Here is a 13,186-nt window from a genome sequence, read left to right on the forward strand (position 1 = left end):
CGGACCCCGGATCTGCCGGGGTCAGGCGGCCTCGGGGGCGGCGGTGGTGGCGTGGTGGTCGCGGACGGCGTCGAGGAAGCGGGAGACGTGCTCGAAGAACAGGCGGCCCTCGGGGAGGACGTCGGCGAGGAGGGGGAAGATGTGCGGCATGCGGGTCCACTCCTCGTAGGTGACCTGCACGCCGTTCTCCCGGGCGCTGAGGGCGACGCGGCGGGCCTCGTCGCGCAGGACCTCGGTGGAGCCCGTGACGATCATCAGCGGGGGAATCCCGGTGTAGTCGCCGTACACGGGGGACACGAGGGGGTCGCGGCAGTCGAGGCCGTCGGTCCAGCGGCGGGCCAGCCAGTCGACGCGGCCCGCGGGGAGCATGGGGTCGGACCAGACGTTGACGCGGCGGCGGCTCTCGCTGAGGTCGGTCCAGGGGGAGAGGCAGACGCCGGCGGCGGGCAGGGGCATGCCCCGGTCGCGGAGGGCCAGCAGGGTGGCCAGGGTGAGGTGGCCCCCTGCGGAGTCCCCGGCCAGCAGGATGTCCTTGGCGGCGTACCCGAGGTCCAGCAGGCACTCGTACGCCTGGAGCGCGTCGGCCAGTGACTCGGAGAGGGTGTGGACGGGCCCCTGGCGGTAGTCGAGGGAGAAGACCGGGCTGCCCGCGGCGGCCGACAGCCGCCAGGTGATCGGCCGGTGGGTGGCCGGGGAGCAGACGAAGTAGGCCCCGCCGTGGAAGTAGAGCACCACCTTCCGCTCGTCCAGGTACGGCCCGCCGTGCACCCACTCGCCCGTGCACGAGCCGAAGCCGTCGGGGACGACGGACACGTGGCCGGGCAGGATGCCGGGAACGCGCTCGCCGAGGCACATCAGCCGGCTGGCCACCGCCATCCCCGTGGTGTTGCGGACCAGTAGGGTCGAGATCGGCTTCATGGTGCCGCGGAGCACGCCGTTGATCGCGGCCGCCTGCCAGCTGACCGGATATTCCGGACGAATATCAACATTAAGCTCATCTACCATGCAAGCCTCCTAAAAGGGATATTCCCAGTTAGGCAATCTGTTCTACCGCTAGGTAGGTTTCATCCCCATTGCGACAATGTTACGACAAGGTAACATCCGCAGGTCATGGGTTCCCCACGCGGAGATCCCGACAACGGCTCGAAAACGGTCCGCTGCCCCAGCTCACGCCCTCAGTCCACGGGAATCGCGGACTCCCGGTAAAGTTTTCGCAAAACGCGCGGCGTGGAGGCGAGTTTGACGAGCGGCGCGGCGCTTCCCCTCTATCCCCGGCTGGCCTGGTACGGCTTCCGCAGGCATGCCGCCTACTGGCCGGCGGCCCTGGCCGGGGCGTTCACCAACACCGTCTTCGGGGTGCTGCGCGCGTACGTGCTGATCGCGCTGTGGCAGGCTCGGCCGGGCCTCGGGGGGTACTCCGTCGCGGACGCCGTGACCTTCTGCTTTCTCACCCAGGCGTGCATCGGCCCGATGCAGCTGTTCGGCGTCGGGCTCGACCTGCCGCAGCGGATCCGCAGCGGCGACGTCGCGCTCGACCTGGTCCGGCCGGCGCCCCTGCAACTGTGGTGCCTGTCGGAGGACCTGGGCCGGGCGGCGTTCCTCTTCCTCGCCCGGAGCGTCCCGCCCGCCCTCGCGGGCGCGGCGCTGTTCGGCATCGTCGCCCCGCGCGCCCCGGCCGCGTTCCTCGCGAGCGTCACGCTCGGGGTGGTGGTGAGCTTCGGGTGGCGCTACCTGGTCGCGCTGGCGTCCTGCTGGGTCATGGACGACCGTGGTCTCGCCACGCTCTCGCTGGTGCTCACAACGTTCTTCAGCGGGCTCATGCTGCCCCTGACGATCTTTCCCGGATGGTTCGGCTCGCTCACCCGCGCCCTGCCGTGGGCGGCGATGGCGCAGGCGCCCTCCGACGTCTACCTCGGCACGGCCGAGCCGGTGCACGCCCTGGCCTTCCAGGCACTGTGGGCGACGGTCCTGCTGGCACTGGGGGCGCTGCTGACGCGGGCCGCCCGCAGGAAGGTCGTGATCCAGGGTGGGTGAGCGCCGGTGATCAGGACGTACGCGCTGCTCGTCTGGGCCTGGACGCGCGCCGCCGCGCAGTACCGCGTCTCGTTCGCGCTCATGGCCGCGGGCGCCTTCGTGATCGGCGGCCTCGACATCGCCGTGATCTGGGTGATCTTCGCGAACACCGACTCCCTGGCCGGGTTCGGACCGGCCGAGGTCATGTTCCTGTACGGCACGTCGGAACTGGCCTTCGCGACCTCCGACATGCTCTTCGGCAACGTCGACCGGATCAGTCAGCACATCAAGGCCGGGACGCTCGACGTGATGCTGGTCAGGCCGGTCGCCACCTGGGCGCAGGTGGCCGCCGACCGTTTCGGGCCGCACCGCATCGGCCGGGTCGTCATGGCGGCGGCGGTGCTCGGCGTCGCCCTGGCCCGGCTGGACATACCGCTCGGCAGGGCCTGGATGGTGCCCGTCATGGTCGTCTCAGGCATCGTGATCTTCACGTCGATGTTCACCCTCGGCGGCGCGCTGCAGTTCCTGCTCACCGACGCGCCCGAGGTGGCCAACGCGTTCACCTACGGCGGGGCGATGCTCAACCAGTATCCGCTGAGCGTCTACGACCCGCGCATCGTGCAGGGCCTCACGTACGTGCTGCCGCTGGCGTTCGTCAACTGGCGGCCGGGGCTCTACGTGCTCGACCGGCCCGACCCCCTCGGCCTGCCGTCCTGGACGGGCCTGCTGTCCCCCGCCGCCGCGCTCGCGCTGGCCGCCGTGGCCGCGCTCGCCTGGCGGGCGGGAATCCGCCGATACCGATCAACGGGGAGCTGACCAGATGACCGAGGTGGACCAGTGATCGACGCGGCGGAGCTCGGCCGGGTCTTCCGGGTGCGCCGCCGGGTCGTGCACGCCGTACGGGACCTGTCCTTCCACGTCGCGCCCGGGGAGTTCGTCGCCTGCCTCGGCCCGAACGGCGCGGGCAAGTCCACCACGATCAAGATGCTGACCGGGATCCTCGCCCCCACCTCGGGCCGGATCAGGGTGGACGGCCTCGACCCGGCCCGGCGCCGCACGGCCCTCGCCCGCAGGATCGGGGTCGTCTTCGGCCAGCGGACCACGCTGTGGTGGGATCTGCCGCTGAGGGACAGCCTGGAGCTGAACCGGCTCCTTTACAAAGTAGATCGCAAGGTGTTCCGCGACCGGCTGGACGAGCTCTGCGTCCTGCTGGATCTCGGCGGCTTCCTCACGACGCCGGTGCGTCAGCTGAGCCTGGGGCAGCGGATGCGCGGCGACATCGCCGCCGCCCTGCTGCACGACCCCGCCGTGCTGGTGCTCGACGAGCCGACGATCGGGCTCGACGTCGTCAGCAAGGCGGAGGTGCGCGACTTCCTGCGGCGCCGCAACGCGGAGCACGGGACGACGGTGCTGCTGACCACGCACGATCTCGGCGACGTGGAGCGGCTGTGCCGGCGGGTGCTGCTGATCGACCACGGCAGCCTGGCCTTCGACGGCACGCTCGACGACCTGCGGGCGCTGGTCCCCGGCCGGACGTCCATCGAGGAAGTGGTGACCGACCTCTACCTCAGTAGCCGAGGGTCTCCTCGTACTCCTCCTCTTCCTCCCGTTCCGGGCGGGACCAGCGGGACGGCATGAGCACCGGGAGGAACAACGCGATGCCGAGCAGGGCGTACACGCCGGTCGACAGCAGCGTGAGCGCGCCCCGACCGGCCTGCAGCAGCTCCGCGTGCACCGAGGGCCCGGTGGGCACCAGGCTCGCGGCGCGCGACACGTCGAGGAGGTAGACCACGGTCCACGCCAGCAGCGCCATCGACGGGACGAACGTCGACAGCGGCGACACGCGGGTGACCAGCACCAGCCCGAGCAGCAGGCCGACGACGACCATGACACCCAGGGCGATCAGCATCCGCGTGTCCCTGACGGGGTCCACGTTCTGCACGGCCCCTCGCACCGCCTCCTGAGACGCCCATCCACCACCGACGAGAAGAGCCGCCGCGACGACAACGCCCAGGAGCAGCCCGAAGAAGTGCCGCATGAACACCACCTTGGGTGAGAGGTCCGCGGCAACACTAGCGACAAAGAGCGGTCAAGGTCATCACTTGTGAACGGCGATGATGCCGACACGGACGATTTGCTCGCTACGGACGCGGTTCCAGGGATATGTGCGGGGACAGCGCGCGCAGGAAATCGGGGGCGTCGAAGACCTCGCCGGCGGAGGCGACGCCGACGGCCCGGGTCTGTCCGGTGAGTACGCGGCCGACCGCCTCGACCGCGAGCGGCGCGGTGACGGCGTAGATGTCCCGGCCGCTCGCCACGGCGCGCCGTTCGGTCCCGCCGGAGCGTACGACGACGTCGACGAGGAAGGTCTGCGCGGACCGCCCACGCTCGTCCACCGGAACCGGCGCCGGTGTCTCCGGGGCCGACAGGTCCCTGGCCGCCTCCACCGTCATGTAGGTGCGCACATCGGGGATGGACAGGTGGCTGGGGATGGTGACGACGTCGGCCATCGTGAACTCCCCGATGACGGCTCGAGGTCCCATCGGGCCGGGGAAGGGCCATTCCAGGGTCGGCAGGTCGTCGTCGTGGTACTCCAGCCGGCCGTTCCGGTGACGGACGCGCCGGCCGGCCCGCCGCTGCTCGGAGACCGCACCCGCGGCACGTGTCCCGGCGGTCGGGTGCCAGCCACTCAGCCCGTACGCGACGTGCGCCTCGTCGGCCGCGCTCCAGTCGCCCATCGCGGCCGTCGCCAGCAGGTCGCCGAGGCCGCCGTAGAAGGCCATCGCGGGGACGATCAACGCTCCCGCGGCGCGGGCGCGGTCCGTGAAGTTCCGGAAGGTGTCGGCGTTGGCCTCGATCTCGGCGGCCACGTCCACGTACGGGATCCCCCCGCGCAGTGCGGCCTCGATCACGGGGGCGGACGTCGTGGCGAAGGGACCGGCACAGTTGATCACCGCCGCCACGCCGGCCAGCGCGCGGTCGAGCGAGGCGGGGTCGTCGACGGACGCCTGACGGGTCTCCAGCCCGGACTCGGATGCCAGCTTCGTCAGCTTGCCGGCGTCGCGCCCGGACGGAACCGGCACGAACCCGCGCTCAAGCAGGTGTGCCACCACGAACCGTCCGGTGTGCCCGTACGCGCCGAACACCGCCACCCTGAGTCCCGGCTCCACGGCTGCTCCTTCTATTTCATGATCCGCTGCGATCCATCGGGAACATCCTGACGATCGCGGGCGTGCCACCGTGAGTGTCCGGAACGCCGTTATCCGTACAATTTCGGACGTGATCACTGTCGCGCTGGCCGTCACCGACGGGATGCTGCACTTCGAGCTGTCCCTGGCGTACGAGGTCTTCGGAACAGACCCCGGCCTGGCCGATCCCTGGTACGGCCTCGTCGTCTGCGGGCCCGGCGCCGTGCGGGCCGGGCGGTTCCTGCTGGAACCCGATCACGGTCTCGACCGGCTCCGGCACGCCGGCATCGTGATCGTCCCGGGGTGGGCGGACGTCGACGTCGAGCCGCCCGCCTTTCTGGTCGACGCGGTGCGCGCGGCCCACGAGGCGGGCGCGCGCGTGGCCTCCCTGTGCACGGGCGCGTTCGTGCTGGCTGCCGCCGGCCTGCTGGACGGGAAGCGCGCGACCACGCACTGGGCGCACACCGGCGACCTGGCCGCCCGCTACCCGAAGGTGCGGGTGGACCCGGACGTCCTGTACGTGGACGACGGCAGCGTGCTCACCTCCGCCGGCAAGGCCGCGGCCATGGACCTGTGCCTGCACATCGTCCGCCTCGACCACGGCTCGTCGATCGCCAACGCGGTCGCCCGCCGCCTGGTCGTGCCCCCGCACCGGGACGGCGGCCAGGCCCAGTTCGTCACCACCCCGGTGCCCGCCCCGGGCAACCACCCGCTCGCCGCGCTGTTCCCCTGGGTGATCGAACGGCTGGACCAGCCGCTGACCGTGGAGGACCTGGCCCGCCAGGCGCGGATGAGCTCGCGCAATCTGGCCCGCCACTTCAGGTCGGTGACCGGCACCAGCCCGCTGCGCTGGCTGCTGACCCAGCGGATCCGCCACGCCCAGGAGTTGCTCGAGACCACGGACGAGACCGTCGACGCCATCGCGGCGGCCACCGGCATGGGCACCGCGACGACCCTGCGCCGGCACTTCAACCGCACGGTGGGCGTGCCTCCGGACGCCTACCGCCGTACCTTCCGATCACCTACGACCGCTCGCGCGGGGGCCACCGGTCAGGCGGTGACGTCCTTGCTCGTGAAGCGCGCCCAGGCGACCGAGCCGAACACCAGGACGTAGGCGGCGAACGCCAGCAGCCCCTGCCCCATCCGGTCGACGTCCATCGGCGCCCGCAGGGCGCCGTCGAACGCGCCCCACCAGGTCGTGAGCAGGAACGGCCGTACGGCGGCGAGCTGCGGGACCGCGCTCAGGACCTGGCTGACCACCACCGTCACGACGCTCGCCGCCACCGCCCCGATCGGCGCCTCGGTCAGCGTGGAGACCGCGAGCGCGACCGCGCCGAGGGCCGCCATCCCGGCGGCGGCGTACAGCACGACCACCCCGATGCGCAGCAGGGCGGCGGACGCCGAAACCGTCGTGCCCGACAGCAGCGTCACCGGCCCGGCCGGGAACAGCACCAGCCCCGCCGCCAGCGCCGACAGCGCCACCAGCGCGCACGCGGCCAGGCAGAAGACCACCACGTTGGCGTACTTGAGCGCGAGCAGCCTGGCCCGTCCCACGGGGGCGACGAGCAGGTAACGCAGCGTCCCCTGGGCGGCCTCGCCCGCCACGGCGTCGCCCGCCACGACCGCCACCGTGAGCGGCAGCACGATCGGCAGCATGATCGCGAAGGCGGCGAACGTCAGCATCAGCCCGTTGCCCGCGATCTGGCCGACGATCGAACCGCCCGTGTCGTCCGACGCGAGGCGCACCGCCACGCCGATCAGCACCGGCACGACCGCGAGCACCCCGAGCATCGCCAGGTTGCGTGGCCGGCGGAACGTCAGCCCGGCCTCGGAGGTGAGCAGCCGCGCCATGTGCCGCACGGACGACGGGCGCGGCGCGGCCCCCGTTTCGGACGCGCCGCCCGGGGTGCCGGGCGTGGCCTCGTCGAGCGGCGCCCGCTCCTCCGCCACCGGCCGCGCCCCCGGCCGTGCCTCCGGCGCGGCTGTCCCGGTCTCATGCCTCGACATCGAACCCCTCCCCCGTCAGCCCGACGAAGACCTCCTCCAGCGTGGGACGGACCACCCCGAACCCCCGCACCGCCACGCCCTCGCCGACGAGCAGCGCGCAGATCCGCTCGGGCGGCTCCTCCCCGGCGTGCGCCGTGACCTCGCCGTCCGCGGCGCGCACACCGTCCAGCCCGGCCCGGGACAGCGCGGCCGCCGCCACGGCGACGTCCGGGGTCTCCACGCGCAGGCGCGGGGCCGCGCCCGCCTCACGTAGGGCGGCGACCGGGCCCTGCGCGACGAGCCGGCCGGCCCGCATGACGCCCACGTGGCCGCACATCTGCTCGACCTCCCCCAGCAGGTGGGAGGAGACGAAGACCGTCGTGCCGTCCTCCGCGATCTCCCTGATCAGCGTGCGGACCTCGCGGGTGCCCTGCGGGTCGAGGCCGTTGGTCGGCTCGTCGAGCACCAGCAGCTCGCGCGGCCCCAGCAACGCGGCGGCGATGGCCAGGCGCTGGCGCATCCCGAGGGAGTAGGCGCGGTAGCGCTTGCCGGCCGCCGCCGTCAGCCCGACCCGCTCCAGCGCGGCGCCGATCCTGGCCCGCGCCGTACGGGGGTCGGCGCCGGGGTCGGCCGCGTCGAAGCGGCGCAGGTTCGCCTCACCGGACAGGTACGGATAGAAGGCCGGTCCCTCGACCAGCGCGCCGACCCTCGGCAGCGCGCGGGCCAGCCCGCCGGGCATGGGCGCCCCGAGCAACGACCAGGCGCCGGACGTCGGGGTCACCAGGCCGAGCAGCATGCGGATCGTCGTCGTCTTGCCCGAGCCGTTGGGGCCGAGGAAACCGTAGACCGATCCCCGCGGCACGGCCAGGCCGACGCCGTCGACGGCGAGCTGACCACCCCGGAAGCGTTTGGTGAGACCGGTGGTGACGACGGCGTGCGCGCCGCCCTCCGGAGAGGGCGGGGGCGCCGCCGCGTCCTTGCGCGACGCCCCCGAGCGCGTGCCCACCGTCACCGGGCGGCCCGGTAGAGGGCGTCCGGCGTCACGGCGCCGGCCAGCAGCCGGCCGTCGTCGGTGAGCAGGATCGACACGACCTTGGTGCGCAGCAGCCGGCCGCTGCCCCACTCCCCGCTCACCGGCGTGGCCGCGGAGCGGACGCCGCCGAGCAGCGCCGCCACGTCGGGTCCGCCGCCCTTCCGCTCGTCCCGCTTCTCGTCGGTGGCGGCGGGCAGCGGCGCGACGAGCACCCTGTCCCAGCCCGAGCCGACGACGCGGGTCCCGTCGTGCGCGCCGGGGGCCGTCTCGGGGCGGTGGCCCGCCGCGGGGAGGTCCACCCCCTGCTCGACCTTCGCCCCCGGCGGGGGCGTGAAGGCGAAGTTCTCCGGGGCGGGGCTGGTGAAGGACAGCGTCTCGAAACCGACCTCGAACGCCGGCTCGGCGGCCCCCTTGGCGTACAGCTGGACGCGCAGCGGCATCAGCGTCTCACCGTCGAGGGCCACCCGGACGTCCCTGACCAGCGAGTCGGACGACTTCGGGGTCAGCACGAGCTGGTAGGCCCCCCGCCCGGCGACCGTGACGTCGTCGCCGACGCTGATCGCGGTGTCGGTCCCGGCCGCCTTCAGCACCTCCCGCGCGACCTGCTCCGGCGTCGCCGGCAGCGACGCGGGGCGGGACGGCAGCGGGAAGGGGGTGGCCGTCCCGCCGGGGGCGGCCGGGGCGGTCAGGCGGGTCGCCTTGTTCGCCGCGCTGTCCCACAGCCACACCTTGTCGCCGTCGGCGATGAGGTCGGTCTCGCTCATCTCCCCCGGCAGCATGATGCGGAACCGATTCTCCCCCGCGTACCAGATCTTGAGCTGGTGCGACCCGGACAGCAGGGACACCGGCGAGGCCCCGGACGGCCCCGGCCCGGACAGGCCGGGCAGCGAGGGCAGGCCGAGCGACGCGGTCTCGACGATCGTGCCGGACATCTGCGGCATCGGGCCGTGCTGCCAGGTGCGCGCCACATCGGCCAGCAGCTGCTCCGCCGTCCTGTCGGGCAGGGACGGCTCGCCGCCCACCGACGCGATCACCGGGCCGGCCCCCACGGCCGCGGCCACCACGGCCGCCGCCGCCACCGGAATCCCCCACCTCACGACACGAGCTTTCTTCGCCATCTCACATCTCCAACTATGGGCGGAAAACCTGACAACCCGAGACTGCCGGACCACTCCTGAGCCGACGCTGAGACCGGCTGAGAGCCCTCTCAGGCGCCGCTCCGCGCCATCGGCGAAATGGTCCACTATGGGGCAATGCGGGTTCTGGTGGTGGAGGACGAGCGGCGGATGGCGGAGGCGCTGCGCCGCGGGCTGCAGGCGGAGGGGTTCGCCGTCGACCTGGCGCACGACGGGAACGAGGGCCTGCACCTCGCCCGCGCCGGCGACTACGACGCGGTCGTGCTCGACATCATGCTGCCGGGCCTGTCCGGCTACAACGTGTGCAAGCAGTTGCGCGCGGAGGAGAACTGGGTGCCGATCCTCATGCTGTCGGCCAAGGACGGCGAGTACGACATGGCCGACGGGCTCGACCTCGGCGCCGACGACTACCTCACCAAGCCGTTCTCCTACGTGGTGCTGGTCGCCCGCATCCGGGCGCTGCTGCGCCGCGGCGGCGGACGCAGGCCCGCGGTGCTGCGCGCGGGCGACCTGTCCCTCGACCCCGCGGTCCGGCTGGTCACCCGGGGAGACACCCCGATCGAACTGACGCCCCGGGAGTTCGCCCTGCTGGAGTACCTGATGCGGCGGCCGGGCGAGGTGGTGTCGAAGCCGGAGATCCTGGAGCACGTGTGGGACACCTACGACACCGATCCGAACGTGGTCGAGGTGTACGTCGGCTATCTCCGCAGGAAGATCGACGCGCCCTTCGGCCGCGCCGCCCTGCGGACGGTGCGGGGGGCCGGATACCGGCTCTCCGGCGACGGAGGCTGACCGTGCCCGATCCGCCCGCGCACCCGCTCGCACCCGGCCCGTCCGCCGCGGCGACGCCGGCCGCCACCAGGCCCGCGCGGCGCGGGCAATCAGACCCCGCGCGGCCGGCGGCACCGGAGCCCGCTCGGCCCGGGGAACCGGGGCGGACGGGCGGCCCGGTCGTGTGGTGGCGGCGGCGGAGCCTGCGGTTCCGGCTCACCGCCACCGCGACCGCCGTGCTGGCGCTCGCCCTCGCCGTGTCGGCGTACGTGTTCGTCGTGGTGCTCGGCGAGTCCCTGATCCGGAACATCGACGACCAGGTCTACCAGCGAGGCCGCGAGATCGTCGCGTTGTCCGACGCCGGCCGGCTGCCCGACCCGGTGACCTCGGTGAACAACACGATCGTCCAGGTGCTCGGCCCGGACGGGCGGATCGTCGACGCCACGTCCGACACCGACCGCCTGGTCCCGCTGCTGCCGGCGCGGGCGCGGGAGTCGGCCGCGCGCACCGGCGCCCCCCAGTTCGTGAACGGCCGGCCGTACGCGCTGCCGGGACCGCTGCGGGTGCGGGTGCTCAGCGCGGACCACGGCGTCACGGTGATCGTGGCGCGGTCGTTCACCGAGGTGGAGAGCAGCCTGGTGACCACCGGGCACGTGCTGCTGGCCGGGATGCCGCTCCTGCTCGCGCTGCTCGCGGCGGCCTCGTGGCTGGTCATCGGGCGCACGCTGCGGCCGATCGCGCTGCTGCGGCGGGGCGCCGCCGCCGTGGGCGGCACGGCGCGATCGCGGCGGCTGCCGGTGCCCGAGGCGCGTGACGAGGTGCACGCGCTCGCCACGACCCTCAACGACATGCTCGGAAGGCTGGAGGAGGCCGAGGCCCGACAGCGGGCGCTGGTCTCCGACGCCGCGCACGAGCTGCGCAGCCCGCTCGCGAGCATCCGGCTCCAGCTGGAGGTGGCGCTCAGCCATCCGGAGGGGCAGGACTGGACCGAGACGGCGGAGGGCGTGCTGGAGGACACCCTCCGGTTGTCCCGTCTCGCCGAGGACCTGCTCGCCCTGGCGCGGCTCGACGAGGGCCGGCTGAGCCGGCGGGAGCCGGTCGACCTCGGCGTCCTGGTCCGCCGCACCGCCGAGCGGTACGACCTCGGCCTCGATCTCGACCTCGGATCCGGCCCCGGCTCCGACGCCGCCCCCGGCTCGCCGCCCGTGGTGCTCGGCGACGAGCTGGACCTGCGGCGGGTGCTCACCAACCTGGTCGACAACGCGCTGCGCCACGCGGCCTCGGCCGTCCGGCTCGGCGTGCGAACCGGAGGAGCCGCAGGAGCCGGCGTCGCCGAACTGACCGTCACCGACGACGGGCCGGGCATCCCGCCCGAGGACCGGGATCGGGTGTTCGACCGGTTCACCCGGCTCGACGACGCGCGCAGCCGCGACGACGGCGGCGCGGGGCTCGGTCTCGCGATCGTGCGCACCACGGTCGAGGCCCACGGCGGTACGGTCCACCTGGAGGACGCCTCCCCCGGACTGCGTGCCGTCGTGCGGCTCCCCCTGGCACGTTGAGACCGCCCGATAGGAGACCGATGCTTCCCGACCACGGCAGGCCCGCCGCCGAACTGCTCGCCGAACTCAGCTCGCTCAGGGCCGCCGACCTGCCGGTCCGCGGCGGCAAGGTGACGGCCTACGTCTACGACACCGGCCTGCCCGAGGTGCACGAGGCGGCGCACCGGGCGTACGCGGAGATGCTCGAGGTCAACATGCTCGACCCGACGGCCTTCCCCAGCATGGTCGCGCTGGAGCGGCAGGTGGTCGGGACGGTCGCCGAGACGCTCGGACGGCCCGGCGCGCCCGGGATCTTCACCAGCGGCGGCACCGAGTCGATCATGCTGGCGGTGAAGGCGGCCCGGGACGCCCGCCCCGGCGCCACCCGGGTCGTGCTGCCCGTGACCGCCCACCCCGCGTTCCACAAGGCCGCGCACTACCTCGGCATGGAGATCGTGCCGGTCCCGGTGGATCCGGTCACCTACCGCGCCTCCGTCCCGGCGTTCGGGGACGCGCTGGACGAGCGCACGGCGCTGGCCGTGGTCTCGGCGCCGTCCTACCCCCAGGGAGTGGTCGATCCCGTCGGCGAGATCGCCGCGCTGGCCGCCTCGCGCGGCGTGCTGTGCCACGTGGACGCCTGCGTGGGCGGGTGGCTGCTGCCGTGGCTGCGCGAGGCGGGGGCCGCCATCCCGCCGTTCGACCTGGCCGTGCCCGGCGTCACCTCGATCTCCTGCGACCTGCACAAGTTCGGGTACGCGCCGAAGGGGGCGTCGGTGCTGCTCTTCCGCGACGCGGAGCTACGCCGCCGGGCCTACTTCGCCTCGGCGGCCTGGCCCGGATACACGATCGTCAACGCGACCGTGCAGAGCTCGCGCTCCGCCGGGCCGCTCGGCGGGGCCTGGGCCACCCTGGAGGCCCTCGGCCGGGAGGGCTACCGGGAGCTGGGCCGCCGGACGCTGGAGGCGACCCGGCGGCTGGCCGAGGGCGTGCGGAAGATCCCCGGCCTGCGGGTGCTGGGCGAGCCGGAGGCCGCGCTGGTCGCGATCGCCGGGTCGCCGGAGGTGGACGTGTTCGTGCTCGCCGACGAGGCGCGCAGGCGGGGCTGGTTCCTCCAGCCGCAACTGTCGTACGCCGGGATCCCGGCCAACATCCACATCACGGTCACCGGCGTGACGCTGGCGGGGGTGGACGCGATGCTGGAAGTGATCGAGGAGGCGGCCGAGGCGGCCCGGCGGCGCGGGCCCGCCGAGGTGCCCGAGGGCCTGCCCGAGCTCATCGCGTCCCTCGATCTCGACGCGCTGGACGACGCCACGTTCGCCGAGCTGGCCGCGTCGGCGGGGATCGCCCTCGGCCTGCCGGCCGGGGACGGCCCGGCGGCGCAGCCCGGGACGGCGCCCGCGACGGCGCCCGAGATGGCGGTGGTGAACGCGATTCTCGACGCCTTGCCTGCGGCGACCCGTGAGGCGATCCTCCTCCGCTTCCTGTCCGTGACCTACTCCCCGCCCGCGTGATCGGAGTCGC

Annotated in this window: 13 protein-coding genes; 7 read left to right on the forward strand and 6 right to left on the reverse strand. The window is 73.5% G+C overall.

Annotated elements, in window-relative coordinates:
* Positions 1-21 precede the first annotated feature (21 nt).
* Entirely contained in the window at positions 22-1,005 is a 984-nt protein-coding gene (locus HHX33_RS15290; RefSeq protein ID WP_182875185.1) for an alpha/beta hydrolase, read from the reverse strand.
* Between the two features lie 234 nt (positions 1,006-1,239).
* Here HHX33_RS15290 and HHX33_RS15295 point away from each other — a divergent pair, with 234 nt between their 5' ends.
* Genes HHX33_RS15295 through HHX33_RS15305 form a run of 3 tightly spaced genes read left to right on the forward strand, consistent with a single transcriptional unit; the run spans position 1,240 to position 3,651 of the window.
* A complete protein-coding gene (locus HHX33_RS15295) occupies positions 1,240-2,034 on the forward strand; it encodes an ABC transporter permease (RefSeq protein ID WP_182875186.1) in 795 nt (264 codons plus the stop codon).
* Between the two features lie 6 nt (positions 2,035-2,040).
* A complete protein-coding gene (locus HHX33_RS15300; RefSeq protein WP_111701221.1) occupies positions 2,041-2,829 on the forward strand; it encodes an ABC transporter permease in 789 nt (262 codons plus the stop codon).
* Between the two features lie 21 nt (positions 2,830-2,850).
* Positions 2,851-3,651, forward strand: a complete 801-nt coding sequence (locus HHX33_RS15305) for an ABC transporter ATP-binding protein (protein WP_182875187.1) — start codon at positions 2,851-2,853, stop codon at positions 3,649-3,651.
* Here the strand turns inward: HHX33_RS15305 and HHX33_RS15310 are convergent.
* Positions 3,581-4,051 (reverse strand): hypothetical protein, encoded by a 471-nt coding sequence (locus HHX33_RS15310; protein WP_111701258.1) that lies wholly within the window; start codon positions 4,049-4,051, stop codon positions 3,581-3,583. The genes HHX33_RS15305 and HHX33_RS15310 overlap by 71 nt on opposite strands.
* A 103-nt stretch (positions 4,052-4,154) precedes the next feature.
* Positions 4,155-5,183 carry a saccharopine dehydrogenase family protein gene (locus tag HHX33_RS15315; RefSeq protein ID WP_182875188.1) on the reverse strand — a complete coding sequence of 343 codons (1,029 nt, stop codon included), beginning with the start codon at positions 5,181-5,183 and terminating at the stop codon, positions 4,155-4,157.
* 109 nt (positions 5,184-5,292) lie between these two features.
* On the opposite strand from HHX33_RS15315, the gene HHX33_RS15320 reads away from it, so the two are divergent.
* Entirely contained in the window at positions 5,293-6,315 is a 1,023-nt protein-coding gene (locus HHX33_RS15320) for a helix-turn-helix domain-containing protein (protein WP_182875189.1), read from the forward strand.
* On the opposite strand, the gene HHX33_RS15325 is transcribed toward HHX33_RS15320, so the two are convergent.
* The 3 genes from HHX33_RS15325 to HHX33_RS15335 are packed head-to-tail and all read right to left on the reverse strand — an operon-like array spanning position 6,252 to position 9,338.
* A complete protein-coding gene (locus HHX33_RS15325) occupies positions 6,252-7,208 on the reverse strand; it encodes an ABC transporter permease subunit (RefSeq protein ID WP_259402502.1) in 957 nt (318 codons plus the stop codon). The two genes, HHX33_RS15320 and HHX33_RS15325, sit on opposite strands and share 64 nt — an antisense overlap.
* Positions 7,195-8,199, reverse strand: coding sequence for an ABC transporter ATP-binding protein (locus tag HHX33_RS15330; protein WP_310741386.1), 1,005 nt, complete (start codon positions 8,197-8,199; stop codon positions 7,195-7,197). Before HHX33_RS15330 ends, HHX33_RS15325 begins: the two co-directional genes overlap by 14 nt.
* Positions 8,196-9,338, reverse strand: a complete 1,143-nt coding sequence (locus HHX33_RS15335) for a LolA family protein (RefSeq protein ID WP_182875190.1) — start codon at positions 9,336-9,338, stop codon at positions 8,196-8,198. Before HHX33_RS15335 ends, HHX33_RS15330 begins: the two co-directional genes overlap by 4 nt.
* Positions 9,339-9,473: 135 nt before the next feature.
* Between HHX33_RS15335 and HHX33_RS15340 the strand changes: the two genes are divergently transcribed.
* From HHX33_RS15340 to HHX33_RS15350, 3 genes are read left to right on the forward strand one after another with little or no spacing between them, the layout of a single operon-like run.
* Positions 9,474-10,148 (forward strand): response regulator transcription factor, encoded by a 675-nt coding sequence (locus tag HHX33_RS15340; protein WP_111697230.1) that lies wholly within the window; start codon positions 9,474-9,476, stop codon positions 10,146-10,148.
* Between the two features lie 2 nt (positions 10,149-10,150).
* Entirely contained in the window at positions 10,151-11,686 is a 1,536-nt protein-coding gene (locus HHX33_RS15345) for an ATP-binding protein (RefSeq protein ID WP_310741387.1), read from the forward strand.
* A 20-nt stretch (positions 11,687-11,706) separates the two neighbouring features.
* A complete protein-coding gene (locus HHX33_RS15350) occupies positions 11,707-13,176 on the forward strand; it encodes a pyridoxal phosphate-dependent decarboxylase family protein (protein WP_182875191.1) in 1,470 nt (489 codons plus the stop codon).
* The last annotated feature ends 10 nt before the right edge of the window (positions 13,177-13,186 follow it).

Origin of the sequence: Microbispora sp. H10670, from assembly GCF_014161385.1 — a bacterium.
GTDB classification, from domain to species: domain Bacteria; phylum Actinomycetota; class Actinomycetes; order Streptosporangiales; family Streptosporangiaceae; genus Microbispora; species Microbispora triticiradicis.